This window comes from Rhodovulum sp. 12E13, assembly GCF_003340565.1.
Classification (GTDB): domain Bacteria; phylum Pseudomonadota; class Alphaproteobacteria; order Rhodobacterales; family Rhodobacteraceae; genus HLUCCA09.
Genome location: NZ_QPLK01000002.1, coordinates 204864 through 230312, shown reverse-complemented (window position 1 = coordinate 230312; position 25449 = coordinate 204864). Strand labels below are relative to the sequence as shown.

27 protein-coding genes are annotated in these 25449 nt (G+C 72.2%); 19 read left to right on the top strand and 8 right to left on the bottom strand.

Translation table 11 applies throughout. The features are described from left to right. Nucleotide 1 precedes the first annotated feature (1 nt). The 4 genes from DLJ49_RS02835 to DLJ49_RS02820 all read left to right on the top strand — a co-directional run bounded on the left by DLJ49_RS02835 (nt 2) and on the right by DLJ49_RS02820 (nt 3651). Nucleotides 2–1714, top strand: a complete 1713-nt coding sequence (locus DLJ49_RS02835; RefSeq protein WP_115392002.1) for an acyl-CoA dehydrogenase — start codon at nt 2–4, stop codon at nt 1712–1714. Further along, a complete protein-coding gene (locus tag DLJ49_RS02830) occupies nt 1714–2778 on the top strand; it encodes an MBL fold metallo-hydrolase (RefSeq protein ID WP_115392001.1) in 1065 nt (354 codons plus the stop codon). The genes DLJ49_RS02835 and DLJ49_RS02830 overlap by 1 nt, the downstream gene beginning before the upstream one ends. A 104-nt stretch (nt 2779–2882) precedes the next feature. Beyond that, nucleotides 2883–3023 carry an aa3-type cytochrome c oxidase subunit IV gene (locus DLJ49_RS02825; RefSeq protein WP_115392000.1) on the top strand — a complete coding sequence of 47 codons (141 nt, stop codon included), beginning with the start codon at nt 2883–2885 and terminating at the stop codon, nt 3021–3023. Nucleotides 3024–3033: 10 nt separating this feature from the next. Continuing rightward, nucleotides 3034–3651, top strand: a complete 618-nt coding sequence (locus DLJ49_RS02820; protein ID WP_199533279.1) for a hypothetical protein — start codon at nt 3034–3036, stop codon at nt 3649–3651. Between the two features lie 6 nt (nt 3652–3657). On the opposite strand, the gene DLJ49_RS02815 is transcribed toward DLJ49_RS02820, so the two are convergent. Beyond that, nucleotides 3658–3987: an AzlD domain-containing protein gene (locus DLJ49_RS02815; protein WP_115391999.1), complete on the bottom strand. Its 330-nt coding sequence runs from the start codon at nt 3985–3987 to the stop codon at nt 3658–3660. After that, nucleotides 3984–4745: an AzlC family ABC transporter permease gene (locus DLJ49_RS02810; protein WP_115391998.1), complete on the bottom strand. Its 762-nt coding sequence runs from the start codon at nt 4743–4745 to the stop codon at nt 3984–3986. The genes DLJ49_RS02815 and DLJ49_RS02810 overlap by 4 nt, the downstream gene beginning before the upstream one ends. Nucleotides 4746–4860: 115 nt before the next feature. Between DLJ49_RS02810 and mobA the strand changes: the two genes are divergently transcribed. Beyond that, nucleotides 4861–5484, top strand: a complete 624-nt coding sequence (gene mobA, locus DLJ49_RS02805; protein ID WP_115391997.1) for a molybdenum cofactor guanylyltransferase MobA — start codon at nt 4861–4863, stop codon at nt 5482–5484. Further along, entirely contained in the window at nt 5481–6125 is a 645-nt protein-coding gene (locus DLJ49_RS02800) for a GNAT family N-acetyltransferase (RefSeq protein ID WP_233488634.1), read from the top strand. The genes mobA and DLJ49_RS02800 overlap by 4 nt, the downstream gene beginning before the upstream one ends. Nucleotides 6126–6163: 38 nt before the next feature. Here DLJ49_RS02800 and DLJ49_RS02795 read toward each other — a convergent pair whose 3' ends face one another. Then, nucleotides 6164–7363: a hypothetical protein gene (locus DLJ49_RS02795; protein ID WP_199533278.1), complete on the bottom strand. Its 1200-nt coding sequence runs from the start codon at nt 7361–7363 to the stop codon at nt 6164–6166. A 33-nt stretch (nt 7364–7396) separates the two neighbouring features. Further along, the gene (gene greA / locus DLJ49_RS02790; protein ID WP_115391996.1) at nt 7397–7867 is read right to left on the bottom strand and encodes a transcription elongation factor GreA; all 471 of its coding nucleotides are present in this window, start codon (nt 7865–7867) and stop codon (nt 7397–7399) included. A gap of 416 nt (nt 7868–8283) precedes the next feature. Here greA and DLJ49_RS02785 point away from each other — a divergent pair, with 416 nt between their 5' ends. From DLJ49_RS02785 to DLJ49_RS02775, 3 genes are all read left to right on the top strand, one after another. Further along, nucleotides 8284–9939, top strand: a complete 1656-nt coding sequence (locus tag DLJ49_RS02785; RefSeq protein ID WP_115391995.1) for an electron transfer flavoprotein-ubiquinone oxidoreductase — start codon at nt 8284–8286, stop codon at nt 9937–9939. 446 nt (nt 9940–10385) lie between these two features. Continuing rightward, nucleotides 10386–12152, top strand: a complete 1767-nt coding sequence (locus DLJ49_RS02780; protein WP_233488633.1) for a tetratricopeptide repeat protein — start codon at nt 10386–10388, stop codon at nt 12150–12152. A 9-nt stretch (nt 12153–12161) separates the two neighbouring features. Then, nucleotides 12162–13073: a 4-(cytidine 5'-diphospho)-2-C-methyl-D-erythritol kinase gene (locus tag DLJ49_RS02775; protein WP_115391994.1), complete on the top strand. Its 912-nt coding sequence runs from the start codon at nt 12162–12164 to the stop codon at nt 13071–13073. A gap of 24 nt (nt 13074–13097) precedes the next feature. On the opposite strand, the gene DLJ49_RS02770 is transcribed toward DLJ49_RS02775, so the two are convergent. After that, entirely contained in the window at nt 13098–14099 is a 1002-nt protein-coding gene (locus DLJ49_RS02770; RefSeq protein WP_115391993.1) for a polyprenyl synthetase family protein, read from the bottom strand. Between the two features lie 61 nt (nt 14100–14160). Here DLJ49_RS02770 and DLJ49_RS02765 point away from each other — a divergent pair, with 61 nt between their 5' ends. The 4 genes from DLJ49_RS02765 (at nt 14161) to DLJ49_RS02750 (ending at nt 16483) form a co-directional block, all read left to right on the top strand. Continuing rightward, the gene (locus DLJ49_RS02765; protein ID WP_115391992.1) at nt 14161–14382 is read left to right on the top strand and encodes a putative signal transducing protein; all 222 of its coding nucleotides are present in this window, start codon (nt 14161–14163) and stop codon (nt 14380–14382) included. Next, nucleotides 14379–15158: a tRNA1(Val) (adenine(37)-N6)-methyltransferase gene (locus tag DLJ49_RS02760; protein WP_115391991.1), complete on the top strand. Its 780-nt coding sequence runs from the start codon at nt 14379–14381 to the stop codon at nt 15156–15158. The genes DLJ49_RS02765 and DLJ49_RS02760 overlap by 4 nt, the downstream gene beginning before the upstream one ends. Before the next feature lie 106 nt (nt 15159–15264). Next, a complete protein-coding gene (locus DLJ49_RS02755; RefSeq protein WP_115391990.1) occupies nt 15265–15432 on the top strand; it encodes a YdcH family protein in 168 nt (55 codons plus the stop codon). 202 nt (nt 15433–15634) lie between these two features. Further along, nucleotides 15635–16483 carry a class I SAM-dependent methyltransferase gene (locus tag DLJ49_RS02750; RefSeq protein WP_115391989.1) on the top strand — a complete coding sequence of 283 codons (849 nt, stop codon included), beginning with the start codon at nt 15635–15637 and terminating at the stop codon, nt 16481–16483. 6 nt (nt 16484–16489) lie between these two features. On the opposite strand, the gene DLJ49_RS02745 is transcribed toward DLJ49_RS02750, so the two are convergent. The 3 genes from DLJ49_RS02745 to leuC form a co-directional block, all read right to left on the bottom strand. Next, entirely contained in the window at nt 16490–17041 is a 552-nt protein-coding gene (locus tag DLJ49_RS02745; RefSeq protein WP_115391988.1) for an HdeD family acid-resistance protein, read from the bottom strand. Nucleotides 17042–17116: 75 nt separating this feature from the next. Further along, nucleotides 17117–17671, bottom strand: a complete 555-nt coding sequence (locus DLJ49_RS02740) for an HdeD family acid-resistance protein (RefSeq protein ID WP_115391987.1) — start codon at nt 17669–17671, stop codon at nt 17117–17119. A gap of 189 nt (nt 17672–17860) precedes the next feature. Next, complete coding sequence (leuC, locus tag DLJ49_RS02735; RefSeq protein WP_115391986.1) at nt 17861–19267, bottom strand: 3-isopropylmalate dehydratase large subunit; 1407 nt, start codon at nt 19265–19267, stop codon at nt 17861–17863. Between the two features lie 284 nt (nt 19268–19551). On the opposite strand from leuC, the gene DLJ49_RS21640 reads away from it, so the two are divergent. From DLJ49_RS21640 to DLJ49_RS02710, 6 genes are all read left to right on the top strand, one after another. Beyond that, complete coding sequence (locus DLJ49_RS21640; protein WP_158547381.1) at nt 19552–19704, top strand: hypothetical protein; 153 nt, start codon at nt 19552–19554, stop codon at nt 19702–19704. Between the two features lie 194 nt (nt 19705–19898). After that, on the top strand, nt 19899–20273 hold the full coding sequence (rsfS, locus tag DLJ49_RS02730) for a ribosome silencing factor (RefSeq protein WP_115391985.1): 375 nt from the start codon (nt 19899–19901) through the stop codon (nt 20271–20273). A 48-nt stretch (nt 20274–20321) separates the two neighbouring features. After that, a complete protein-coding gene (gene rlmH / locus DLJ49_RS02725) occupies nt 20322–20792 on the top strand; it encodes a 23S rRNA (pseudouridine(1915)-N(3))-methyltransferase RlmH (RefSeq protein ID WP_115391984.1) in 471 nt (156 codons plus the stop codon). Between the two features lie 279 nt (nt 20793–21071). Continuing rightward, nucleotides 21072–22589, top strand: a complete 1518-nt coding sequence (gene gpmI, locus DLJ49_RS02720; RefSeq protein ID WP_115391983.1) for a 2,3-bisphosphoglycerate-independent phosphoglycerate mutase — start codon at nt 21072–21074, stop codon at nt 22587–22589. Continuing rightward, a complete protein-coding gene (locus DLJ49_RS02715) occupies nt 22586–23743 on the top strand; it encodes a murein hydrolase activator EnvC family protein (RefSeq protein WP_115391982.1) in 1158 nt (385 codons plus the stop codon). The genes gpmI and DLJ49_RS02715 overlap by 4 nt, the downstream gene beginning before the upstream one ends. A 7-nt stretch (nt 23744–23750) precedes the next feature. Continuing rightward, nucleotides 23751–25115: a S41 family peptidase gene (locus DLJ49_RS02710; RefSeq protein WP_115391981.1), complete on the top strand. Its 1365-nt coding sequence runs from the start codon at nt 23751–23753 to the stop codon at nt 25113–25115. Nucleotides 25116–25449 lie beyond the last annotated feature (334 nt).

The following is a 25449-nucleotide window of genomic DNA, read 5'->3' as shown; positions in this document are numbered from 1 at the left end:
CATGCCCTACACCCCGCCGCTCGACGAGCTCCGCTTCCTGCTGCGCGACGTGGTCGGCTTCGGCCGGGTTCAGGCGACCGGGCGCTTCGCCGAGGCGACCGACGATGTGGCCGCCGCCGCGCTGGCCGAGGCGGGGCGGCTCTGTGCCGAGGTGCTGGAGCCGCTGCGGCGGGTGGGCGACACGCAGCCCGCACGGCTCGAAAACGGGGTGGTCCGCACGCCGCCGGGCTTTGCCGAGGCCTATGGACAGGTGGCCCGGGGCGGCTGGGTCTCGGTCGCCGCGCCGCCCGAGCACGGCGGCATGGGCCTGCCCGTGACGCTGCAGACCGCCGTCAACGACATGATGAGCGCGGCCAACCTGGGCCTGCACACCTGCATCCTGCTCAGCCAGGGTCAGATCGAGGCAATCGCTGCCCATGCCTCGGACGCGCTCCGCTCGGTCTACCTGCCCAGGCTGATCTCGGGCGAATGGTCGGGCACGATGAACCTGACCGAGCCGCAGGCGGGCTCGGACGTGGGCGCGCTGACAACGAGGGCCGAGCCCAACGGCGACGGCACCTACGCGATCACCGGCCGCAAGATCTACATCACCTATGGCGACAGCGATCTCGTGGACAACGTCGTTCATCTCGTGCTTGCGCGCCTGCCGGATGCGCCCGCGGGGACGAAGGGGATCAGCCTGTTCCTCGTGCCCAAGCGCCTGCCCGACGAGAGCGGCGCGGCGGGCGTGGCCAACGCGGTGAGCGTGTCGGGCCTCGAGCACAAGATGGGCCTGCACGGCTCGCCGACCTGCACGATGGAATACGATTGCGCCACGGGCTGGCTTGTGGGCGAGGAGGGCGGCGGCATGGCCGCGATGTTCACCATGATGAACAACGCCCGCCTCGCCGTGGGCGTGCAGGGCATCGGCGTTGCCGAGGGCGCGACGCAGGCCGCGCTCGCCTGGGCGCTGGAGCGGCGGCAGGGGCGCTCTCCCCTGCCCGATGGCACCGGCGCCATCGTCGACCATGCGGACGTGCGGCGGATGCTGGCGGCGATGCGGGCCGAGACCTTCGCCGCAAGGGCCATCGCGCTCTCCTGCGCCGTGGCGATCGACATGGAGACGGCGACCGGCGCGCCGGAGTGGGCGGCCCGGGCGGCCCTGCTGACGCCCATCGCCAAGGCCTGGGGCACCGAGGTGGGCCACGCGGTGGCGCAGGAGGCGATCCAGGTACATGGCGGCATGGGCTATGTCGAGGAGACGGGCGTGGCGCAGTTCGCCCGCGACGTGCGGGTGGCGGCGATCTACGAGGGCACCAACGGCATCCAGGCGATGGATCTCGTGGGCCGCAAGCTGGCCGACGGGGGCGAGGCGCTTTTCCGCCTGCTTGACGAGATCGAGGCGGGGGCAGAGGCGGCACGGGGCTCGCTGCCCGCCCTCGCCGCGCCCGTGTGGCAGGCAGCCGAGAACCTGCGCGAGGCGACGGAGTGGATGATCGACCAGCCCCTGCAGGAGCGCTACGCGGGCGCGGTGCCGTTCCTGCACGCGACGGCGCGGGTGCTGGGCGGCCACGCCCATCTGGCCGCGGCGCTGGCGGGAGGCGAGGCGCGGCGGGCGCTGGCGGGCGTCTACATCCACCGCCTGTTGCCGGCGCACGATGGCCTGCTTGCGCAGGCGCGCGCCGGGTCCGAGGGGCTCTATGCGCTGTCGCCCGGCGACTTGGCCGCCGCCTGATGGCGCTCGCGGCAGGAGAGCGGGCAAAGAGCCACGCGCCGATCGATTTCCCGTGGGCCGAGCCGCCGGCGGAGGGCGCGGCGATCGAGGTGGCGGAAGGGGTGCTCTGGCTGCGCCTGCCGCTGCCGATGAAGCTCGACCACGTCAACGTCTTCGCTCTGGACGATGGCGACGGATGGACGCTGGTGGATGCCGGCCTCGACTGGCGGCGCGCCCGCGCCGCGTGGGAGGCGACGCTGGCCGGCCCGCTCGCCGGGCGCCCGGTGCGGCGGGTGCTCGTCACCCATTACCACCCCGACCACGTCGGCCTCGCCGGCTGGTTCCGCGCCGAGCACGGGGCCGAGATCGTGGCGACGCGCACCACGTGGCTCTTCGCCCGGATGCTCCAGCTCGATGTGCAGGAACGGCCCGCGCCCGAGGCGGTCGCCTTCTGGCGCCGCGCGGGGATGCCCGAGGCCGTGCTGGAGCAGCGCATGGGCGAGCGGCCCTTCAACTTCGCCGACTGCACGGCGCCGCTGCCGCTGGGGTTTACCCGCATCGAGGAGGGCGACACGCTGCAGGCCGGCGGGCGGGCGTGGGACGTGCGCACAGGCTCCGGCCACGCGCCCGACCACGCCACCCTCTGGAGCAGAGACGACGGGCTGGTGCTGGGGGGCGACCAACTGCTGCCGTCGATTTCCCCAAATCTCGGCGTCTATCCGACCGAACCAGAGTCCGACCCCATCGCGGCCTGGTTCGCCTCCTGCCGACGGCTCGCGCCCCATGCCCGCGACGACCAGCTCGTGCTGCCAGGGCACAAGCTGCCCTTCACCGGCCTGCCCGCACGGATGGTGCAGCTCGAGCAGAACCACGTCGAGGCGCTCGCCCGCCTGCGGGCCTGGCTGTCGGAGGCCCCCCGCACCGCGCACGAGTGTTTCGCGCCGCTTTTCGGGCGCGAGATCGGGCCGGGCGAGTACGGGCTCGCCCTCGGCGAGGCGGTGGGGCATCTCAACCATCTGCTGCGCACGGGAGCGGCGACGCGCTCCGAGCGGGGCGACGGCGCGTGGCTCTGGCACGCCGCGTGAGCGCGACAGGTGCGGCGCCTGCGGCCCTTTGCCCGCGGCCCGCGCTTAACACCGCGCCCCGCCTCCGCTAACAGGGGGCGCGGACAGACGGGAGACACGGGGCCATGGCCGAGAGCAAGCACGAACACGGCAAGATGGACATCACCGACCAGGAAAAGACCTTCGCCGGCTTCATGAAGGTGGCGACCTGGACAGCGATCGGCGTCATCGTCTTCCTGATTTTCCTCTACGCGATCGCCGGCTGATCCGGCGCCCATGCCTGCCCTGACCGCGCGCGCATGGCGCGCCGCCCTCCTGCTTTGCCTGCCGCTCGCCCTCGGTGCCTGCGCCGTCGAAGAGGTATGGGCGCCCGAGGAAGAGGTGCAGCGCGCGATCTACCGCCACGACGGGCCGCCCTCGATCACTCTGTTCACGATGATCAACAACCGCTCCAACGAGGGGGCGCATGCGGGCCTGATGGTCAACGGCTCGCAACGGCTGATCTTCGACCCGGCCGGCAGCTTCAACCACCCGCAGATCCCCGAGCGGAACGACGTGTTTTTCGGGATCACCCCGGCGGCGCACGACTTCTACATCGACTACCACGCACGCGAGACCTTCCGGGTGAAGGAAAACACGCTGGTCGTGACGCCCGAACAGGCGGAGCGCGTGATTCGGCTGATCCAGCAGGCCGGGCCGGTGCCGCCTACCCGCTGCAACATCGCCATCGTCGAGGTGCTGCGCGAGGCCGGCATCGGCGACATCCCCCGCTCGTGGTTCCCCCTCAACACGATGCGCTGGATCGAGAGCCAGCCGGGGGTGGTGACGCGGCTGCACCGTGACGACAGCCCCGACAACCGCGGCGACCTGATGCGGGTGCCGCTGGTCCGCTGAGCCGCCTCAGAACACCGCGTTCAGAAGGTAGAGCGTGCCCATCCCCGCCCCGATGGCGCCGAGCACCGAGCGCAGGCCGAAGCCCACGGCCAGGGCTGCGAGCGCGGCGAGCAGGCGCGCGGGGTCGGTCTCGCCCTCGGTCGCCCGTGGCCAGACGACGAGGGGCGCGATCAGCGCGGGGATGACGGCGACCGGCGTGTAGCGCAGGTGCCTCAGCACCCAGGGCGGCAGCCGGCGCCCGCCGATCAGACCGAGGAAGGAAAAGCGGATCAGCCAGGTGCCGAGAGCCAGCGCCGCAATGATCCCCCAGATCGCCGCGTCGGACCAGCCGCTCATTCCACTCTCTCCCGCCGGATCGGCCGCGCGAGGCCCTGCCGCTCTACCTCGGCGCCCGTGGCCATGGCGGCCAGCGCGGCAAGCGGCAAGCCGAGATTGTAGGGCAGCCCGGCGAGCGCCAGCCCGAGGATCACCGCCACCAGCGCAGCCGCGACATGGGCCAGCGTACGCAGGCCCGGCGCGATCAGCGAGATGAAGGTGATCGGCACTGCGAAGTCGAGGGCCAGCGCGGGCGGGATGCCGCGCCCGAGCAGCGCACCGGCCAGCGTGCAGGCATACCAGACCGGCGCGATCAGCGCGACGGTGCCGAGGAACAGCGCCATGCGCTGCGGCAGGCTCCACCGCGGCTCGGCCTCGTAATTGGCGAGCGACACCGCGTAGGACTGGTCGACCAGCAGGTAGGCCGCAAGCGCCCGCTGCCAGAGCGGCGCGGCCCCTATCCACGGCGCGAGCGAGGCCGAATACATCGCCATTCGCAGGTTGACTGCCAGCGCCGAGGCGAGGATCACGATGACCGGCGCGTTCTCCGACATCAGCTGCAGAGCGGTCAGCTGCGCCGCGCCCGCGATGACCAGCACCGAGAATCCCATGGTCTGCGCGAGGTCGAGGCCCGCTTCGGTCGCCACCACGCCGAAGAGCAGGGCGAAGGGGCCGACCACCAGCAGGAAGGGCGCGCTGTCGACCAGGCCCCGGCGGAAGGCCGCGCCGAGGGTGGCGGGCGGCCCCGGCCTTCGGGCGGAGGGGCTGGCAGCAGGCATCGGCGCTCCGTAATCTGTCAAGGCGATCGGGCGGGGCGATCGGGCGGGGCGATCAGGCCGGGCGCAGGCGCAAGACCGGCGAAACCGCGCGTGCGGTAGGACGGACGGAGAACGGATGCAACCTCAGGCAGCAGGGCCGCAGGGCGACGGGGCGCCGCCGGCGGGCGCGATCCTGGCCGGCGGTGCCGGGCGGCGGATGGGCGGCACGGTGAAGGCGGGCCTGCGCCTCGGCGGCGAGACGCTCCTGGCGCGAGCCGCGCGCCGCCTCGCGCCGCAGGTCCCCGCGCTCGCCGTCTGCGCCGGCCCCGATCCCGCCCGCCTTGCAGGGTTGCTCCCGCCCGGCGCCGCGAGCCTCGCCGACCCGCTGCCGGGCTACGAGGGGCCGCTCGCCGCCCTCTCGGCCGCGCTCGACTGGGCCGAGGCGGAGGGACATGCCGACCTGCTCACCGTAGCCGTCGACACGCCGTTCTTCCCGGCCGATCTCGCCACCCGTCTCGCCGCGGGGCGGGGCGCGGCGGCGGCGGCGCTGGCAGAAGACGGCAATGGCCTGCACCCGACCTTCGGCCTGTGGCGCAGCGCACTCGCCGCTCCCCTGCGCGCGGCGCTGGCGGGCGGCGCGCGGCGGATGACCGGCTTTGCCGACCGGTCAGGCGCGGTGCGGGTTCGTTTCCCCGGCGACGACACCTTCTTCAACGTCAACGCGCCGGACGACCTGGCGCTGGCCGAGGCGCGGCTGTGAGCGACCGGCCAGACCTTGCGCACGTGCATGTCGCCCGCGGCTTCGCCGACGCCGAGCGCCCGCTTATCGCTCGCCTCTTCTGGCAGGCCTTCTCGGGCAAGCTCGGCCGGATCATGGCACCCGAGCCGCGTGCGCTCTCGTTCCTCGAAGGTGCGCTCCACCCCGACTTCGCCATCGTCGCGCGCGACAGGCGGGGGCGGCTGCTGGGCGCGGCCGGGATCAAGACACGGGCAGGCGGCCTCGTCGTCGGCGGGTTCGGCGACCTCGCGCGCGCCTACGGCCCCCTCGGCGCCCTCTGGCGGGCGCCACTGCTCGAGATGACCGAGCGACGGATCGCGGCGGATGCGCTGATTCTCGACGGGTTGTTCGTGGCCGAACAGGCGCGCAGACGCGGGGTCGGCACGCACCTCGTCAGGGCGGTGCTGGAGGAAGCCGCGGAGCGGCGCTGCGTCGAGGTGCGCCTCGACGTGGTCGATGGCAACGACCGCGCACGCGCGCTCTACGAGCGTCTCGGCTTCCGCCCGGTGGCACCGCGCCCCATGGGCCTCGCCGGCGCCGCCCTCGGCGTGCGGGCGGCGACGACGATGGCGCGGCCCGTCGCCCCCCTCATCGCGCCGGCAGGGTGCGCACCGTCCGACTGACGCCGGGCATCCGGCGGGTGGCGAGCTTGGCGCGGCTCTCAGTCGAAGGTTCCCGACACCCGGCCGAGCAGCATGAAGGCACGGGCCGTGCGGGTTTCGGAAAGGGTCACGATCTCGGCATCCGACAGCCCGGGCTCGACCTCGGCGAACGTCTTGTCGAACTTGCGCAGGAAATGGTGGGCGGTGTCGCGGAAAACCGGATCCTGCCGCATGCGCCCCGTGGTCAGCGCGAGGCACGAGCGGTCGCGCACGCCGCCGAGGCTCGCCACGCCCTTGCCTCTCTCGCCATGCGCGAAGCGGCGCCACACTTCGGGGCGGGCGCGGTCGGGCGCCAGATCGTCCATGTAGATCCCGTCCTCTGCGAGCAGCGTCAGGATGTCCTGAGCCGAACGCACCAGCCCGGCGGTCGGCCGGTCGCGCAGGGCGGCACGCAGCGCGCGAAAGCCCTCGGTGTCGGCCTCGTCCTCGGGGAAGTTGAGCGCGCGCAGCAGGTCGGAGGTCGAGATCGGCTCGCCCGCGTCCTCCGGCGTGCCGAGCGCGAGGCTCTGCTGCGCGGCATCGGTCGCGGGTGCACCGGCCGGCCCCGCTACAGGCCCGCCACCGCCCGGCCCCTGCCCCGCCCGCCGCGACTGGCTCGGCCCAGCCGCCGGCGCCGGGGGCACGCGCCCGCGGCCCGGCCCCGCGGCCCCCGCCGCCGGCCCGCCGGCAACCGGCGCACCCGCCTGCGTGAGCCGTGTGATCGCCGCCTCGGTCTGACGCTGGGCGCGTGCGATCTCCTCGAGCCGCGCCTCGATGGCGGGGCGGATGCCCGAGCCCTGCGCCGGTTGCTGCTGCGCCGCAAGATGCCGGATCGCGTCGACCGCCGCCTCGAGGCGCGCGCCCTCCTCCCGCATCACGCGGGCGGCGCGCGCCGACAGCGCGGCGACCCAGATCAGCGCGACCGGCAGGACGATGGCGACGAGCGTGCCGATCCAGCCGAGCCCCGCCGGCCCCGCCCCGGCGCCCGGGGGGAAGAACAACAGCACGGCCACCACGACGAGCACCCAGACAGCCGACAGCGCAAGCCCGGCAGCGCCGGCCGGGTCGAGCCCCTCCCGGTGCGCGCGCCGCCTGCCTGCACCCGACGGAAAGCCGGGCGAAGCACCCCCGCCGCCCGCGCGCCGCGTCCCGGCGGGGCGTGGCTCCGGCGCGGTCTCGCGGTCGCTCGTGCCCTCGACGGTGCCATTGGGTGAGGTCATCGTGCTGCCATCCCCCGGCCGCGCCACCTGCGCTCAGACGTACCTGATGGCGAGTATCTCGTAGGATTTCTCGCCGCCCGGCGTGCGCACCTCGACGCTGTCGCCCTCGTCCTTTCCGATCAGGGCGCGGGCGATCGGCGAGCGGACGTTGAGCAACCCCTTCTCGAGATCGGCCTCGGGCTCGCCCACGATCTGATAGGTCTTTTCCTCGTCGGTATCCTCGTCGACGATCGTGACCGTGGCGCCGAACTTGATCGGGCCCGAGAGCTTGGCCGGGTCGATCACCTCCGCACGGGCGAGCAGGCCCTCGATCTCCTTGATCCGCCCCTCGATGAAGCTCTGCTTCTCGCGGGCGGAGTGATACTCGGCGTTCTCCGACAGGTCGCCGTGCTCGCGTGCCTCGGCGATCGCCTGGATGATCGCCGGCCGCTCCACCGACTTCAACTGCTTGAGTTCGACATCGAGCGCGGCGGCGCCCGTGCGCGTCATCGGGATCTTTTCCATTGTCGCCTTGAATGCTTGCGTCTGCGTCCCCGAAGGTGCGGACGCGGGCGCCGCTCTGCAACCTCTAATCCGCCGCCGCAAGGGCCGGACACCGCAAATCGCCCCCTCGGTCCGCCCTGCGCGCGCCGACGGGGCGCGCGGCCGACCGGCATGCGGCAGTCGTGCGACGCGCGCGCCTCGCCGTGCGGCTCCACGCACCACGCGCACGTCGTGCCGCGCCTGCCCGGGCATCCGTCTGGTCGCGGCGCGCAATACCTGACGATCGCCCCCCCATGCACCACCGCGGCGCGGCGGACAGCCGCACGGTCGCGATTGACGCCGCCCGGGGCTGTCGATAGTCCGGCCCGCGCTTACTTTCCCGTGCGGGGTAACAATCTTTCCCCGCCCCAGCGCACCGACAGCGAGGACGGACGGCGATGAGCGAGACGGCACGCGAGGCGATGGAATACGACGTGGTGATCGTGGGCGCCGGCCCCGCCGGCCTGTCTGCCGCGATCCGGCTCAAGGAGATCGCCCCCGACCTCGACGTGGTGCTGCTGGAAAAGGGCTCGGAGGTGGGCGCGCACATCCTGTCGGGCGCCGTGCTCGACCCGGTGGGCATCGAGACGCTCTTCCCCGACTGGAAGGAGCGCGGCGCGCCGCTGAACGTGCCGGTGAAGGAAGACAACTTCTACATCCTCGGCGAGGCCGGCCGGGTGCGGGTGCCCAACTGGATGATGCCGCCGCTGATGAACAATCACGGCAACTACATCGTCTCGATGGGCAATGTCTGCCGCTGGCTGGCCGGGCAGGCCGAGGCGCTCGGGGTCGAGATCTTCCCCGGCATGTCGTGCTCCGAGCTGGTCTACGGCGAGGACGGCCGCGTGAAGGGCGTCGTCGCCGGCGAGTTCGGCCGGCAGGCCGACGGCACGCCCGGGCCGAACTACGAGCCGGGGATGGAACTGCACGGCAAGTACGTGTTCCTCGGCGAGGGCGTGCGCGGATCGCTCACCAAGCAGGTGATGGCAAGGTACGACCTGCAGGAGGGCCGCTGCCCGCAGAAGTTCGGCCTCGGCATGAAGGAAATCTGGGAGATCGATCCCGAGAAGCACCAAGAGGGCACCGTCACCCACACGATGGGCTGGCCGCTCGGCAAGAACGCCGGCGGCGGGTCGTTCATCTACCACCTCGAGAACAACCAGGTCTACGTGGGCTTCGTCGTCCACCTCAACTACGAGAACCCCTACGTCTACCCCTACATGGAGTTCCAGCGTTTCAAGCACCACCCCATGGTGGCGGACCTCCTGAAAGGCGGCAAGCGCGTGGCCTACGGCGCGCGCGCCATCTCGGAGGGCGGCTGGCAATCGATGCCCAGGGCCGTGGCGCCGGGCGTCGCCCTCCTCGGCTGCGGCGTGGGGCTGGTGAACGTGCCCCGCATCAAGGGCAACCACAACGCGATGCTCTCGGGCATCGAGGCGGCCGAGGCCGCGGCGCGGGCCATCGCGGCGGGCCGGGCCGGCGACGAACTGACCGAGTACGACGACTACATCCACAAGGACGGCCCGATCGCGAAGGATCTCAAGCCCGTCCGCAACGTCAAGCCGCTCTGGTCGCATTACGGCATCCTCGGCGGTGTCGTGCTGGGCGGCATCGACATGTGGTGGGCCACGCTGACCGGCAACACGATGTTCGGCACGATCCGGCACCGCAAGTCCGACGCCGAGCACACCGAACCGGCCGAGAAGCACGAGCCGATCCACTATCCCCGGCCCGACGGCGTGCTCAGCTTCGACCGGCTGACCAACGTCTCGTTCTCGATGACCAACCACGAGGAGAGCCAGCCCGCCCACCTCAAGCTCAAGGACGCCAGCATACCGGTCGAGATCAACCTGCCGACCTATGCCGGCCCCTCGGCCCGCTACTGCCCGGCCGGCGTCTACGAGTTCGTCGAGGAAGACGGGCAGGCCCCGCGCTTCGTCATCAACTTCCAGAACTGCGTCCACTGCAAGACCTGCGACATCAAGGACCCGCTGCAGAACATCGAGTGGACGGTGCCGCAGGGCGGCGACGGGCCGAACTACCCCAACATGTGACGGCCCTGGATGCCCGGGGTGGGCACGCGCCCCCGCCCCGAGCCCGCTCCCACGACACGGCCGCGCGATGCGGGGCGCCACCGGCCGAGACCACGGCGACCCTTTCGCGCGCCGAACCCGGCCGGCATCGCATCGCTCCCCGACCGCATCAACCTCCCTGCTCCTTCTTCTTGCTCCAAGTATCCCGGGGGGCCGCCCGGAACGGGCGGCGGGGGCAGCGCCCCCTCCACCGGCTGGGTCCCGGGCATGCGGGCCCGGGCATGCGGGCCGCACAGGTGCGCCTGCGCCGCGCGCCGCGGGCGACGCCCGGCCAACCGAAAGCGGCCGGGCGCTCCCCGGCGGGTCATCACGAAGCCGTGGCGCGCAGGCCGCGCGCCGCGGGCGGCGGTTGCCGCATGTGCGCGGCAGGTCTAGGCTTCCCTTAGCCGTCCCCGAAGAGGTGTCCCTTGACCCAGCGCCGCGCCGCCCTGTTCGCCCTCGCCCTCGCCGCCGCCGCCGCGGCCGCCGCCGCCCCCGTCGCCGCGCAGCAGACGCGGGGGCTCGCCGGGTCCTACCTCGCCGCCCGCGCCGCGATCGGAACGAACGATTACGAGGCCGCAGCGCGCTACTATGCCCGCGCCCTCATCCGCGACGGGCGCAACCCCGAGCTTCTGCAGAACGCCATCGTGGCCCAGATGGGCCTCGGCAACCTCGCCCGGGCCGAGCCCATCGCCCGGCAGATGCGGGCGACGGGCGCCGACAGCCAGATCGCCAACCTCGTCCTGCTGACCGACCGGCTCGCCCGCGAGGACTGGTCGGGCGCGCTCGAGGATTTCGAGGCCGGCATGTCGGTCGGCCCCCTCGTCGACGGGCTGGTGGAAGCCTGGGCGCGCTACGGCGCGGGCGATATCGATGCCGCGCACGATGCCTTCGACGCCGTGGCCGACGCGACCGGCATGCCCGCCTTCGGCCGCTACCACGCCGCCCTCGCCCGTGCCGCGGCAGGCGACATGGCGGCGGCGGAAGAGATATTCTCGGGCGGCGCTGACGGCTCGGAGATGCGCCTGACCCGCCGTGGCCTGATCGCGCGCGCGCAGGTGCTCAGCCAGCTCGGCCGCAACGAGGAGGCCCTGTCGCTCATCGCCGACACGTTCGGCGCCGATCTCGACCCCGGCCTCGCCGCCCTCCGCGCCCGCCTCGCCGCCGGCGAAACCGTACCCTTCGACCTCGTGCGCGACGCGCGCGACGGCGCGGCCGAGGTCTTTTTCACCGTGGCGGGCGCGCTCCGCGGCGAAGCGCAGTCGAGCTACACGCTCCTCTATTCCCGTGCCGCCGAAGCGCTTCGCCCCGACCATGTCGACGCGATCCTTCTCTCGGCAGGCCTGCTTGACCAGATGGAGCAATATGCGCTGGCCACCGAGACCTACCAGAGGGTGCCGCGCGATCATCCCCGCTTTCACGTCGCCGAGATCGGCCGCGCCGAAGCCTTCGAGCGGTCGGAGCGCGAGGACGAGGCCATCGCCGTGCTCGAGCGGCTGGCCGAGACCCACGGCGACCAGCCCATCGTGCACATCACCCTCGGCGACATGCTGCGCCGGATGGAGCGCTACGCCGACGCCACCCCCGCCTACGACCGTGCCATCGCGCTCTTCACCGAGGAGCGCGAGGAGCATTGGGTCGTCCATTTCGCCCGCGGCATCACCCACGAGCGCGAGGATCAGTGGCCGCAGGCCGAGGCCGATTTCCGCAAGGCGCTGGAGCTCAACCCCGGCCAGCCCTCGGTGCTCAACTACCTCGGCTACTCTTTCGTCGAGATGCAGGAGAACCTCGACGAGGCGATGGACATGATCCGCGAGGCCGTCGCCGCCCGCCCCGATTCGGGGCACATCGTCGATTCGCTCGGCTGGGGTCTCTACCGGCTCGGCCGCTACGAGGAGGCGGTCGAGCACATGGAGCGCGCGGCCGAGCTTCTGCCCGTCGACCCCATCGTCAACGACCATCTGGGCGACGTCTACTGGGCGGTGGGCCGCAGGATCGAGGCGCGCTTCCAGTGGAACCGCGCGCTCTCCTTCGAGCCCGAGCCCGAGGAGGCCGAGCGCATCCGCCGCAAGCTCGAGGTCGGCCTCGACCGGGTGCTGGCCGAGGAAGGGGCGCCGCCGCTGCACGGCGACGAGGCGCGCTCCGCCGGCGCCGACATCGCGGATGGCGGAACGCCGGCTGGCGACGACGGCTGAGGCCGGGGCGTGACGGCGGTTTCCGTCTTCGCCCCTGCGAAGGTCAACCTGACCCTGCACGTCGTGGGTCGGCGGGACGACGGCTACCACCTGCTCGACAGCCTCGTCGCCTTCGCGGGCATCGGCGACACGCTGACGCTGACCGAGGCGGAGGTGCCGCGGTTTTCGGTCTCGGGTCCCTTCGGGCGCGCCGTGCCCCAGGGCGGGGACAACCTCGTGCTGCGCGCGGCGGCGCTGGTGGGGCACGCCCGCCCTGCCGACATCGTGCTGAACAAGATGCTGCCGCCGTCCTCGGGCATCGGCGGCGGCTCGGCGGATGCAGCCGCTGCCGTGCGCGGGATGCTGGCACTGGCCCTGGATACCGGATGGGACGACATGGCCTCCTGGTCCGATGCCGCCTTGCGCCCGATGGCCGAGACGCTGCTGCCCCTCGGGGCGGACGTGCCCATGTGCCTGATCTCCCGCCCCCTGCGGGCGCGCGGCATCGGCGAAAGGATCGACCTGCTGCCCGACCTGCCGCGCCTGCCCGCCGTCTTCGTGAACCCCCTCCGCGCGATGCCGACGCCGCGCGTCTTCGCCGCGCTGGAGACGCCCGACAACCCGCCGATGCCCGAGACGCTGCCGGAGTTCCCCTCGCTCGAGACGTTCGTGGCGTGGCTTTCCACGCAGCGGAACGACCTCGAGGCGCCCGCACGGACGATCCTTCCGGAGATCGGCACCGTGACCGATGCCCTCGCGGCCTGCGAGGGCGCGATGCTCGCCCGGATGTCGGGGTCGGGGGCGACGTGCTTCGGCATCTTCCCCGACAAGGACACAGCCTGGGCCGCGGCGGACCGTCTCGCAGCCGGCCACCCGGGCTGGTGGGTCAAGTCCGCGATCATCGGCGGACAGGGCACTCGCGCCTTGCCGGTCGCCGCCTGACCGGCGCGACGCAGGCGGCCCGGGTCAGGAAATGCGCGCGACGACGTAGCCGGCGAGGTCGGCGAGCAACCCCTTGATCTCGCTGTCGGGAAGGCCGTCGAGCGCCGTCCGGGCAGCCTCGGAAAAGCCCAGCGCGGCTGCGCGCGTGGCCTCCAGAGCGCCGTGACGTTCGAGCAGCGCAAGCGCGTGCTCGAGGTCGCCCGGCTCCTGCCGCCCCTTCTCGATGGTGCGCACCCAGAACGCGCGTTCGGTCTCGTCCGCCGCCGCGATGGCCTTGATCAGCGGCATCGTCAGCTTCCGCTCGCGGAAGTCGTCGCCGATGTTCTTGCCCGTGGCGCCCGCGTCGCCCTCGAAATCGAGCAGGTCGTCGACGATCTGGAAGCTGACGCCGAGCGCGTCGCCGTAGACGCGCAGGGCCTCGCTCACCGCGTCGGGCTCGCCGGCGATCACGCCGCCCACCTCGCAGGCCGCGGCGAACAGGGCCGCCGTCTTGCCCCGCACCACCTGCAGGTAGATCTCTTCGGTCGTGGCAAGGTTCTGCGCCGCCGTGAGTTGCAGCACCTCGCCCTCGGCGATCGTGGCGGCGGCGTTCGCCAGGATGTCGAGCACGCGCAGGCTGTCGGTCTGCACCATCAGCTGGAAGGCGCGGGCGAACAGGTAGTCGCCCACCAGCACCGACGACTTGTTGTCCCACAAGAGGTTGGCCGTTGGCCGCCCCCGCCGCTGGCCCGACTCGTCGACCACGTCGTCGTGCAGAAGCGTCGCTGTGTGGATGAACTCCACCGTCGCGGCGAGGCGCACGTGGTTGTCGCCCTCGTAGCCGCACATCCGCGCGCAGGCGAGCGTCAGCATGGGCCGCAGCCGCTTGCCGCCTGCCTCGATCAGGTGCGCCGTCACCTCGGGGATGCGGGGCGCATGGCGCGAGGCCATGCGCTCGCGGATGAGCGCGTTGACCCGCTCCATCTCGGGCGCGAGCAGCGCCGAGAGGCGTTCGTGGGGCTTGGTCGCGGCGGCCGCGTCGTCCATCTTCTCACCACTCCGGGCATCGCGCTCGACACCCGCCCCTGCGTCAGGCTAAGCCGAGACCATGAAAGAGCTTTTGCGCACCAACGATCCCACCGAGACCGCGCTGGCCAAGGCCCTGCTCGACGGCGAGGGGATAGACTACTTCGAAATGGACGTCCACATGAGCGTGCTCGAAGGCTCGATCGGCATCCTTCCGCGGCGGCTCATGGTCCGTGACCGCGACCTGTTCATGGCCCGTGCCGTGATGCGCGACAACGGCCTGCCCGTCACCGAGGACCGGTGAGCCGTCCTGAGCCGGGCGGCGAGGGGCTTACCCACGACGGGTTTCTCGGCGGGCGCGTGCGCCTCTGGCAGCCCGCACGCGGCTACCGCGCCGGCGTCGACGCGGTGCTGCTCGCCGCCGCGATCGATGCCCGGCCCGGACAGCGCGTGCTCGAGCTCGGCTGCGGCGTGGGCACCGCGGCACTGTGCCTCGCCGCGCGTGTGCCGGGCCTGTCGCTGACCGGAATCGAGCGCGACGAGACGGCGGCCGCCCTGGCCCGCCGCAACGCGGCAGAGGCCGGCGCGGCGCTCGACGTCATCACCGCCGACGTCGGCGCCATGCCGCGCGAGGTGCGACAAATCGGCTTCGACCATGTCATGCTGAACCCGCCCTACTTCCGGCGTGACGCCTCGCGCGCCTCGGATCACCCCGGGCGCGAGGCGGCGATGGGCGAGTCGCCCGACCTGCCGCTGGCCGACTGGCTGGCCACCGGCGCGCGGCGCCTGTCCCCTGGCGGGTGGATGACGGCAATCCACCAGGCAGAGCGACTGGCCGACCTGCTCGACGGCCTCGCCGCCCTCGGGAGCGTGCAGATTCAGCCGCTTGCGCCGCGCGAGGGGCGGCGCGCACAGCGCGTGCTCGTGCGGGCACGCAAGGGCGGGCGCGCGCCCCTCGCCCTGCTGCCACCGCTGGTGATGCATGCAGGGCGCGCCCATACGCACGACGGGGAGGATCACACGCCGGCGTTGCGCGCCATCCTGCGCGAGGGTGCGGCGCTGCGCTGGGGGGCCGATTAACGGGTTTGCAACATTTCGCCGCTCCCATCGTATTGCGAAAGTCTGATGACAGGTGCCCGCGAACGTGCTGCACTTGTCGAACGACACGATCAGAGAGGAGATCCGAATGTCCGTCAGCGCCCATGTCGAGCAACTGCGCCGCAAGCACGAGCATCTCTCCGCCGAGGTCGAGGAACAGCAGCGCCAGCCGGGGGCCGACCGCCTCCAGATCGCCGCTCTGAAGAAGCAGAAGCTTCGCCTCAAGGAAGAGATCAGCCGCCTGTCCGCGCGCTGACCGCCCGACGCTGACACCGTGACGGGCGGCAGACCCTGTCGCCCGCCGCCAGAGCCGGAACGACCGCCCCAGACGGGCCAGCATCGGCCCGCCCCGGGGCGGCACGGCCCGAACACACTCTCGCACCACGACAAGGCCCCCTTGCGCCCGGCTGGACGCGGCTCGCATGGCGGCCGCCCCTCCTGTGCGCTAAGCCCGGTGCATGGACCGTCCCGCCCTCATCGACAGGACCGACGCGCTCTCCGCCCGGCCCTGGCGGCGTCTGCTCGAGCGCGCGCTCGGGGCCGCGCGCGACGTGCCGACCATGCTCTCGACCGAGGAGCAGAAGCTCTATTACTGGCTCGCCGGCTTCTGGGCCGAGGGGGCAGGCGCGATCGTCGATCTCGGCTGCTTCGCCGGCGGCTCGACCGCGCGGCTCGCCGAGGGGCGGCGGGTGGCCGGCCTTGTGCCGCCCATTCACGCCTTCGACCGGTTCACTGCCGACGCGCGCACGAAGGAGGCGATCCTCTACCGGCAGGGCGTCGCGCCCTTCGAGGGCGATGACATCCTGCCCCTGGCGCAAGCCGCGCTCGCGCCATGGGCGCCCGGGATCGTGTTTCACCGGGGCGAGATCGACCGGATGGACTGGCAGGGCGGTGCGATCGAGGTGCTCGTCATGGACGCCTCCAAGACGGTGGAAAGCGGAGACGCGATGGCGGCGACCTTCTTTCCCCATCTCGTGCCGGGCGGCAGCCTCGTCGTTCAGCAGGATTGCCTGCACTGGTCGCAGCCCTGGCTGCCCGCCCAGATGGAGCGGCTGGGGGGGTGCTTCCGCCCCGTCGGCCATGCGCCGCGCGACACGGTCGTGTTTCTGTGCGAGCGGGTGCCCGGCGCGCAGGAACTGGAGGCGGCGCGGATCGCCCCGTTCGACGATGCCGCGCTCGACGCAAGCCTCGCTGCGGCCGGGGCGTGGCTCGCGCCCCTCGGCCTCGCCGGTCGGATCGAGCAGACGCGCGCGTCGCTCGCCGCGAACCCCGGCAAGCGCCGCGCCTTCCAGTTCGTCAAGCCGTGAGGCGACTCACACGGTGCGCGGGTCGCTGCCGTGGGGGTCGCCCCGGCGCTCGCGCGTGCGGCGGTGCCAGCCCCACGCGATGAGCGCCGCGCCGTTCACGATCAGCTCGACGCCGAGCACGATGCCGAGCAGCACCAGCGTCACCTGCGGGTTGACCATGATGAAGACCGCGAGCGCGAGCGAGACGAGGCCCGTCACGATCATCATCCAGAAGGTCGGCGTGCCGCGCGCCTCCCGGGCATGCATCAGCCGCAGCACCCCGCTCGCCCCGATGAAGGCGGTCACGAGGATCGACAGCGAGATCGTGCCCGCGAAGGGGTTGATCAGGAACGACAGCCCCAGCAGCGCCATTACCACGCCGAGGCCGATGGCCCAGGCCTTCGACCCGCCGCTCCTGTCGCGGAAGCCCGCCACGGCCTGCGCGACGCCCGCGACGACGAACATCGCCCCGACGACCAGCGTGACCGAGAGCGAGGTGAGCACGGCGAAGTTGAGCGCGAGGAGGCCGAACACGATCGACAGCCCCCCCAGCAGCATCCATTTCAGCGAATCCGACATGGCGTTTCTCCGTTCAGGTTCGGAGACCAAGCGTGGCGAGCGGCGCGGTTGTTCCGCGCCGCAGGTCCAGTGGGCTCAGGCCGGTTCGCCGTCAGCCTCGCGGCCGGCACGCTGCCCTTTCAGGTAGCTGCGCCGGAACAGGCCGAGCGCGATCAACCCGGCACCGTTGAACAGCAGTTCGACGCCGAGGAGGATGCCGAGCAACGCGACTGTCACCTCGGGGTTCAGCAGGATGAAGGCGGCGAGCCCGAGCGAGAGCACGCCCGAGGCGAGCATCATCCAGAAGAATGGCGTGCCGCGCAGCCGCAGCGCGAACAACAGCCGCAACACGCCCCCGGCGGCGATGAAGATGGTGACCAGCACCGCGAGCGAGATCGTGCCGGCCAGCGGGTCGGCGAGGAACGACACGCCAAGCAGCAGCAGCACGAGGCCGAGCAGGATCGAAAGGATCTTGTTGCCCCACCCGATGTCGGTGACACCGGCATAGGTCTGCACGGCGCCGGTGACCAGCAGCAGTGCGCCCACGACGATGGTCACCGAGACCGAGGTGAGGACGGCGTGGTTGAGGGCGAAGACGCCGAAGGCGATGGAGATGAGGCCGAGCACGACCCATTTGAGCCAGTCCGACATGCGACCGGTCCTTCAAGCAGTGAGCGGCGTTTCCGGCTGCACCCTACACGACTTCGTGAAGCTGTGTAAGCCGCGGGCGCCACGTGGGCTGCATCGTCGCCGGGGCATCTGCCCTCGGTGATCCGGCCTCGCGCTGCGCGCGGCGCGACCGCGCCGCGCGCTCGTGTCCTCCGGGGGCGGGGGGCGCGATCAGACCACCTCGCGCACGTCGGTCAGGCGGCCGGTGATCGCGGCGGCCGCCGCCATGGCCGGGCTCATCAGGTGGGTGCGGCCGCCGCGGCCCTGCCGGCCCTCGAAGTTCCGGTTCGAGGTCGAGGCACAGCGCTCGCCGGGCTTCAGCTGATCGGGATTCATGCCAAGGCACATCGAGCACCCCGCCATGCGCCACTCGAAGCCGGCTTCCTGCAGCTTCTGCGCGATGCCCTCCTCTTCGGCCTGGGCGCGCACGAGGCCCGAGCCCGGCACGATCATCGCGCGCAAGCCCTCCTTGACGCGCTTGCCCTCCATGATCCGGGCGACCTCGCGCAGGTCCTCGATGCGGCCGTTCGTGCACGAGCCGATGAACACGGTGTCGATGGCGATGTCGGACAGCTTCGTGCCCGGCTCGAGCCCCATGTATTCGAGCGACCGCCGCGCGGCCTCGCGCTTGCCGCCCTCGAAGCTGTCGGGATGCGGCACCACCCCGCTGATCGGCAGCACGTCCTCGGGAGAGGTGCCCCAGGTCACGACCGGGTCGATCTTGGCCGCCTCGAGCGTCAGCACCTTGTCGAAATGGGCGCCCTCGTCGGTCTTGAGCGTCTCCCACCACGCCAGCGCCGCTTCCCACTGGGCGCCCTTGGGCGCGTGGGGCCGGCCCTTGACGTAGGCGTAGGTCTTGTCGTCGGGCGCGATCAGGCCCGCCCGCGCGCCACCCTCGATGGCCATGTTGCACACGGTCATCCGGCCCTCCATCGAAAGCTCGCGGATCGCTTCGCCGCAATACTCGATGACGTGGCCGGTGCCGCCGGCGGTGCCCGTCTCGCCGATGATCGACAGCACGATGTCCTTCGCCGTCACGCCGGGCGGCAGGCTGCCCGTCACCTCCACCTTCATGTTCTTCGACTTCGACTGCACCAGCGTCTGCGTGGCCAGCACGTGCTCCACCTCGGACGTGCCGATGCCATGGGCGAGCGCGCCGAAGGCGCCGTGCGTCGCGGTATGACTGTCGCCGCAGACGATGGTCATGCCCGGCTGGGTCCAGCCCTGCTCGGGGCCGATGATGTGCACGATCCCCTGCCGAACGTCGTCGACATCGTACATCTCGATGCCGAAGTCCTTCGCGTTCTGGCGCAGCGCCTCGACCTGGATGCGGCTCTGCTCGTCCTTGATGCCCGACAGCCGGTCGGGATCGGTCGGCACGTTGTGGTCGGGCACGGCGACCGTCTTGTCGGGCGCGCGCACGCCGCGCCCCGCCATGCGCAGCCCCTCGAAGGCCTGCGGGCTCGTGACCTCGTGGACGAGGTGGCGGTCGATGTAGAGCAGGCTGGTGCCGTCGTCGGCCTCGTGGACGACATGGGCATCCCAGATCTTGTCGTAGAGCGTCTTGGGGGCGGTCATTCTCGGGTCTCCGGCAGATCGGTCGCGGGGGCGTAGTCGACGGGGGCGTGTGTCGACGGGGGGGGTGGCGCTCACCCCGCCGGCGGCGCCCCGCGGAGCGCGCCGTGGAAGCGCCACGGCAGGCGCGCATGGTCGGCAAGGTCGAGAACACGAGTCCGGATCATGCCGCGGGGGTTAGCGCAGGGCGGGCGGCCGGGCAAGGTGCGACAGATGGGCCGGATCCCGGATTGTCCCGGCGCATTGGGGAACCGCCCTGCTGCCCCGCGTGTTGGCCGAGACCTCTGATGAAAGGTCGCCCCATGCGCCGGGCCTATCCCGTCCTCCACATCCTGCTCATTGCCGCGATGCTCGTCGCGGCCATCGCCGCCGCCGACGAAAACACCGTCGCCTCGGGCCAGTTCCTGCCAGAGCGGACGGCGGCGGCCGTCGCGCTCTGACTGGCGCGGCGCCCTGCTCCGCCACCGGTTAATCCGCGAGTCATTGTTATGTCACGGCCTCGATGCTATCTTACTCACAGCCCGAGCGCCGGGGCCGAGCGGCGCGATAGCGAAGGGAGACGATCCTGTCCACCTATGCGCAGGTCGCCACGCGAACGGCGGCAACCAACGCCTCTCCCGGCGGTTACCCCGCCATGACAGGCACCCAGGAAACGCAGGCGGCCGACCGGCTGCTCGACGCGGTCCTCGCTTCCCTCGACGACGACAAGGCCGAGGATATCCTCACGATACCGCTCGCCGGAAAATCGGAGATCGCCGACCACATGGTGATCTGTTCGGGGCGGTCGTCGCGTCAGGTCCAATCGATCGCCGAAAAGCTCACCGACCGGCTCAAGCACGACCACGGCGTGCTCTGCAAGGTCGAGGGGCAGGACTCCGGCGACTGGGTTCTGATCGACGCGGGCGATGTGATCGTTCACGTGTTCCGCCCCGAGGTGCGCGAGTTCTACCAGCTCGAGAAGATGTGGCTGCCACAGGGCCAGCCGGGCCGGGCCGGATCCGCCGACTGACAGGCGTGGGCACCGCGGCCAGCCTGTCGCCCTGCGCCTGAGCGCGCCATGCGCCTGACCCTGGTCGCCGTGGGCCGCACCCGCACGGGGCCCGAGCGAGAGCTTGTTGCCGACTATCTCACCCGGGCCGCGAAGACCGGGCGCGCCGTCGGTCTGACGGAGGTGCGCCTCGCCGAGGTCGAGCCGCGCGGCCGAGGGGGGCCGGAGGCCGAGGCCGAGGCGCTCCGCCGCGCGATCCCCGACGGCGCGGTCTTGGTCTGTCTCGACGAGCGGGGCCGGCAGCTGTCTTCACCCGACCTTGCCGAAACGATCGCCGGCTGGCGCGACGGCGGCCACCGCGGCGCGGCGTTCCTGATCGGCGGGGCCGACGGGCTCGACCCGGCGCTCGTGGCCGGCGCCGACCTCTCGCTTTCGCTTGGCCGGATGGTCTGGCCCCACCTGCTGGCCCGCGTGATGGTGGCCGAGCAGCTCTACCGCGCCGCCTCGATCCTCGCCGGCGCACCCTATCACCGGGGGTGAGCGCGCCGGTCTGTCCGGCAGGGGCAGGTCCGCCCCGCCGCGTGATCCGGAAGCGCCCGGCGTCCCGCCATCGAGCTTGCAAGTCTCGATGCCGCGGCATGAGCGGCGGCGCCCCGCACCGTCCCTGCGGGCGGGGCCCGCGCCAGCCCCCTGCCCTGCGCCGGCGCCGCCCGTCTCCCGTCGTGGCCGGAGCGCGCTGCGACGGGCTTGCCCCTGTTGTGGCCGCGCCAGCGCCCCCCTAGAACGGGCGGAAACCGGGGCACCGGAGAGGAGACCGCCATGGCCGCGCCGAAGCCCGTGATCCTGTGCATTCTAGATGGCTGGGGCATCGGCCCCTCGCCCGAGGGCAATGCGCCCCTTCTGGCCGACACCCCCACGATGGATCGGCTGATGGCGACCTGCCCGCACGCCACGCTGACCACGTTCGGCCCCGATGTGGGCCTGCCCAGGGGGCAGATGGGCAATTCCGAGGTAGGCCACACCAATATCGGCGCGGGCCGCGTGGTGGCGATGGATCTCGGCCAGATCGACCTTGCCATCGAGGAGGGCACGCTCGCCGACCAGCCCGCCCTCGTCGAGTTCGTCGCGCGGCTGAAGGAGACGGGCGGCACCGCGCACCTGATGGGCCTGTGCTCGCCGGGCGGCGTGCATGCCCATCAGCGCCACGTGGCCGCCCTCGCCCGCATCCTGACCGACGCGGGCGTGCCGGTGCTGATCCACGCCGTCACCGACGGGCGCGACGTGCCGCCGAAATCGGCCTCGACGCAGCTTGCCGAACTCGACACCGCGCTGCCCGAGCCCGCCCGCATCGCCTCGGTCGTCGGCCGCTACTACGCGATGGACCGCGACAAGCGATGGGACAGGGTCGAAAGGGCCGCCGCCCTCGTCCTGCGCGGCGAGGGGCACGCGGCCGAGACGGCCGAGGGCGCCGTGGAAGCCGCCTATGCCCGCGGCGAGACCGACGAATTCGTGACACCGACGAAGCTCTCCGCCTACGTCGCCCCGAAGGACGGCGACGGCCTGCTCTTCGCCAATTTCCGCGCCGACCGGGCGCGCGAGATCCTGTCGGCGCTCGTCGTGCCCGGCTTCGACGCCTTCGACCCCGGGCCGCGGCCCGACTGGGCCGCGGCGGCCGGGATGGCGCAATACTCGGAAGAGCTCGACCGCCACCTCACCGCGATCTTTCCCGACCGGGTGATCGTCAACACGCTGGGCGAATGGGTCGCGAAGCACGGGCTGCGCCAGTTCCGCCTCGCGGAGACCGAGAAGTATCCGCACGTCACCTTCTTTCTCAACGGCGGCCGGGAGACGCCCGAGGCGGGCGAAGACCGGTTCATGCCGGCCTCGCCGAAGGTCGCCACCTACGACCTCGCCCCCGAGATGTCGGCGGCCGAGGTGACCGATGCGCTCGTGGGGGCGATCGGGGCGGGTTACGACCTGATCGTGGTCAACTACGCCAACCCCGACATGGTCGGCCACACGGGCGATCTCGAGGCGGCCAAGGCCGCCTGCCACGCCGTCGACACCGGCCTCGGGCGGGCGCTCGCGGCGCTGGAACGGGCCGGCGGCGCGGCCGTCGTCACCGCCGACCACGGCAATTGCGAGACGATGATCGCCGAGGACGGCGGGCCGCACACCGCCCACACGACCAACCTCGTGCCGGTGATCCTCGTGGGCGGCCCCGAGGGGGCACGGCTGCGCGACGGCCGCCTCGCCGACCTCGCGCCGACGCTGCTCGAGCTCATGGGCCTGCCGCAACCCCAGGAGATGACCGGGGAAAGCCTGATCGCGCGATGAAGGCCGCCGCGACAGCCCTCATCGCCGCCCTGCTCTCGGGCGCCCCCGCCGCGGCCGACGATCCCGCGGCGCTCGCCGGCGCCGCGATGGAACGGCTGGCGCAGGCCGCCGATGCGCATTCGGCGGCCGAGACACGGGCCGACCGCGTCGCCGCCCTCACCGCGACGGTGCGCGCCTACGAGGACGGGCTCGCCGCCCTGCGCGCGGGGCTGAGGCAGGCCGCCGCCGCCGAGGCCCGGCTCGGCGCGGCGCTCGAGGCGCGCTCGGGCGAGGTGTCGCGCCTGCTTGGAGCGCTCGCGGGCATCGAGCGGGCGCCGCCGGCGCTCACGCTCCTGCACCCCGCGGGTCCGGTCGGCACGGCACGCGCCGCAATGATGCTGGGCGAGGTGACACCCGCGATGCAGGCGGAGGCCGAGCGCCTGCGCCGAGACCTCGCAGAGATCCGGGCCCTGCGCGACGTGCAGCGCGGCGCCCAGGAAACGCTGGAAGAGGCATTGCGCGCGGTGCAACAGGCGCGCACCGACCTGTCGCAGGCCATCGCCGAGAGGATCGAGCTGCCGCGTCGCTTCGATGCCGACCCCGAGCGCCTGCGCGACCTGGTCGCCGCGTCCGACACGCTGGCCGCCTTCGTCGCCGGGCTCGGCACGCTCGAGGCCAAGGCTGCCCCTCCACCCTCGCCGGAAGCCCGCCCCCCCGGGTCCGGGCCGCCCCGGTGGCCGCCGCGTGCGGGCCGCGCGCTGCCCCTTCCCGCTGCCGGCGTCGTCCTGCGCCGGTTCGGCGAGGCCGACGCTTCCGGCACCGCCCGCCCCGGCGTGACGCTGGCCACGCGACCCGCCGCACTGGTCACCGCGCCCGTCTCGTCGACCGTGCGCTACGCGGGGCCCCTGCTCGACTACGGAAACGTGATGATTCTGGAGCCGGAAGCCGACACTCTGCTCGTGCTCTCCGGCCTCGGCACGCTCTATGGTCGCGCGGGGCAGATCGTGGCCGCCGGCGACCCGCTGGGGCTGATGGACGGCGCGTCCGCCCCGCCCGCGGCCGGACTGGTCGACTCGACAGGTGTGGAACGGAGCGAGACGCTCTATATCGAAGTGCGACGCGGAGAGACGCCGGTCGACCCGGCCGGATGGTTCGCCATCGACAGACAGGAATGAGGAGCCAATGAAGAAATTCGTCATGGCCGCCCTGGGCGGCACCCTCGCGGGGGCGGTGATCGCCACGCAGGTGGCCGGCCCCCTCATCGCCCAGGAGGCGGACCGCAACGCCTCCGTCTACGAGCAGCTCGACCTGTTCGGCGACATCTTCGAGCGCATCCGCGCCCAGTATGTCGAGGAGGTCGACGAGGCCGAGCTGATCGAGGCGGCCATCGACGGAATGCTGACGTCGCTCGACCCGCATTCGAGCTACCTCTCCCCGCAGGATGCCGACGACATGCGCGTGCAGACCCGGGGCGAGTTCGGCGGCCTCGGCATCGAGGTCACGCAGGAAGAAGGCTTCGTCAAGGTCGTCTCGCCGATCGACGACACGCCGGCCGACGAGGCGGGCATCGAGGCGGGCGACTTCATCACGCATGTCGACGGCGAGTCGGTGCTGGGCCTCACCCTCGACGAGGCGGTGGAGCTGATGCGCGGCCCCGTGGGATCGGACATCGTGATCACCGTGGTGCGCGAGGGTGTCGACAACCCGTTCGACGTGACCATCGTGCGCGACACGATCAAGTTGACTGCCGTGCGCACCCGCACCCAGGGCGACACGGTCGTGCTGCGCGTGACCACCTTCAACGACCAGACCTACCCCAATCTGGAGGAGGGGCTCGCCGAGGCCGTCGAGGAAAAGGGCGGCATGGAGAGCGTCAACGGAATCGTGCTCGACCTGCGCAACAACCCGGGCGGCCTGCTGACCCAGGCGATCAAGGTGGCCGACGCCTTCCTCGACAAGGGCGAGATCGTCTCGACCCGCGGCCGCAACCCGCAGGACGGCGACCGCTACAATGCTACCCCCGGCGACCTCGCCGAGGGCAAGCCCATCGTCGTGCTGATCAACGGCGGCTCGGCCTCGGCGTCCGAGATCGTGGCCGGCGCCCTGCAGGATCATCGCCGGGCGGTGGTCATCGGCACGCAATCCTTCGGCAAGGGCTCTGTCCAGACGGTGATGCCGCTGCGCTCGGAGGGGGCTATGCGACTGACCACGGCGCGCTATTACACGCCCTCGGGCCGCTCGATCCAGGCGCTGGGGGTGTCGCCCGACATTGTGGTCGAGCAGCCGCCCCGCACCCCCGAGGTCGCGGAGGACGACGAGGCGTCGAACCTTCCCTCCCGCTCCGAGGCGGGGCTTCGCGGCCGTCTCGACAACGACTCGCTTTCGGAGGACGAACGCCGCCAGATCGAGGACGAGCGGCGCACCGCCGAGGAGGCGGCGCAACTGCGGCAGGACGACTACCAGCTGGCTTACGCCATCGACATCCTCAAGGGCCTGTCTGCGCTGGGCCCTGCGGCCCTCGCGGCGTTCGTCGAAAACCGGCAGTGAGCGCCGGAGGGCTGCAAGCCGCGGCTCTCCCCAGCTCCGGGCACTAGCAGAACGGCGGCCTCGTGCGGGCCGCCGTTTCGTTCGTTCCGACCCCGCGCGCAACCCCGCCGATCACAATGGCTTGTGCTGGCGTGACGCGCTCCGGGAATACGGCCGGCCCGAGACGCCCGGCAAGCGCCGGACGCGCGGGAGCAAAAGGGGCGTTTTCGCCCGGATGCTCGCGGCTCCGGCATCGACGGGCTGCCAGGCGCCCAGGCGGCGCTCCGGGGCGAAGGCGCGCGCGGCGACCTCGGCACGGGTGGCGCACGCCCGTGCCGTCCGACGATCTGGCCGG

Excerpts from the sequence above, each read along its gene's own strand:
- DLJ49_RS02835 (WP_115392002.1), top strand. The coding sequence starts at position 2 with ATGCCCTACACCCCGCCGCTCGACGAGCTCCGCTTCCTGCTGCGCGAC.
- DLJ49_RS02830 (WP_115392001.1), top strand. The coding sequence starts at position 1,714 with ATGGCGCTCGCGGCAGGAGAGCGGGCAAAGAGCCACGCGCCGATCGAT.
- DLJ49_RS02825 (WP_115392000.1), top strand. The coding sequence starts at position 2,883 with ATGGCCGAGAGCAAGCACGAACACGGCAAGATGGACATCACCGACCAG.
- DLJ49_RS02820 (WP_199533279.1), top strand. The coding sequence starts at position 3,034 with ATGCCTGCCCTGACCGCGCGCGCATGGCGCGCCGCCCTCCTGCTTTGC.
- DLJ49_RS02815 (WP_115391999.1), bottom strand. The coding sequence starts at position 3,987 with ATGAGCGGCTGGTCCGACGCGGCGATCTGGGGGATCATTGCGGCGCTG.
- DLJ49_RS02810 (WP_115391998.1), bottom strand. The coding sequence starts at position 4,745 with ATGCCTGCTGCCAGCCCCTCCGCCCGAAGGCCGGGGCCGCCCGCCACC.
- mobA (WP_115391997.1), top strand. The coding sequence starts at position 4,861 with ATGCAACCTCAGGCAGCAGGGCCGCAGGGCGACGGGGCGCCGCCGGCG.
- DLJ49_RS02795 (WP_199533278.1), bottom strand. The coding sequence starts at position 7,363 with ATGACCTCACCCAATGGCACCGTCGAGGGCACGAGCGACCGCGAGACC.
- greA (WP_115391996.1), bottom strand. The coding sequence starts at position 7,867 with ATGGAAAAGATCCCGATGACGCGCACGGGCGCCGCCGCGCTCGATGTC.
- DLJ49_RS02785 (WP_115391995.1), top strand. The coding sequence starts at position 8,284 with ATGAGCGAGACGGCACGCGAGGCGATGGAATACGACGTGGTGATCGTG.
- DLJ49_RS02770 (WP_115391993.1), bottom strand. The coding sequence starts at position 14,099 with ATGGACGACGCGGCCGCCGCGACCAAGCCCCACGAACGCCTCTCGGCG.
- DLJ49_RS02765 (WP_115391992.1), top strand. The coding sequence starts at position 14,161 with ATGAAAGAGCTTTTGCGCACCAACGATCCCACCGAGACCGCGCTGGCC.
- DLJ49_RS02755 (WP_115391990.1), top strand. The coding sequence starts at position 15,265 with ATGTCCGTCAGCGCCCATGTCGAGCAACTGCGCCGCAAGCACGAGCAT.
- DLJ49_RS02750 (WP_115391989.1), top strand. The coding sequence starts at position 15,635 with ATGGACCGTCCCGCCCTCATCGACAGGACCGACGCGCTCTCCGCCCGG.
- DLJ49_RS02745 (WP_115391988.1), bottom strand. The coding sequence starts at position 17,041 with ATGTCGGATTCGCTGAAATGGATGCTGCTGGGGGGGCTGTCGATCGTG.
- DLJ49_RS02740 (WP_115391987.1), bottom strand. The coding sequence starts at position 17,671 with ATGTCGGACTGGCTCAAATGGGTCGTGCTCGGCCTCATCTCCATCGCC.
- leuC (WP_115391986.1), bottom strand. The coding sequence starts at position 19,267 with ATGACCGCCCCCAAGACGCTCTACGACAAGATCTGGGATGCCCATGTC.
- DLJ49_RS21640 (WP_158547381.1), top strand. The coding sequence starts at position 19,552 with ATGAAAGGTCGCCCCATGCGCCGGGCCTATCCCGTCCTCCACATCCTG.
- rsfS (WP_115391985.1), top strand. The coding sequence starts at position 19,899 with ATGACAGGCACCCAGGAAACGCAGGCGGCCGACCGGCTGCTCGACGCG.
- rlmH (WP_115391984.1), top strand. The coding sequence starts at position 20,322 with ATGCGCCTGACCCTGGTCGCCGTGGGCCGCACCCGCACGGGGCCCGAG.
- gpmI (WP_115391983.1), top strand. The coding sequence starts at position 21,072 with ATGGCCGCGCCGAAGCCCGTGATCCTGTGCATTCTAGATGGCTGGGGC.
- DLJ49_RS02715 (WP_115391982.1), top strand. The coding sequence starts at position 22,586 with ATGAAGGCCGCCGCGACAGCCCTCATCGCCGCCCTGCTCTCGGGCGCC.
- DLJ49_RS02710 (WP_115391981.1), top strand. The coding sequence starts at position 23,751 with ATGAAGAAATTCGTCATGGCCGCCCTGGGCGGCACCCTCGCGGGGGCG.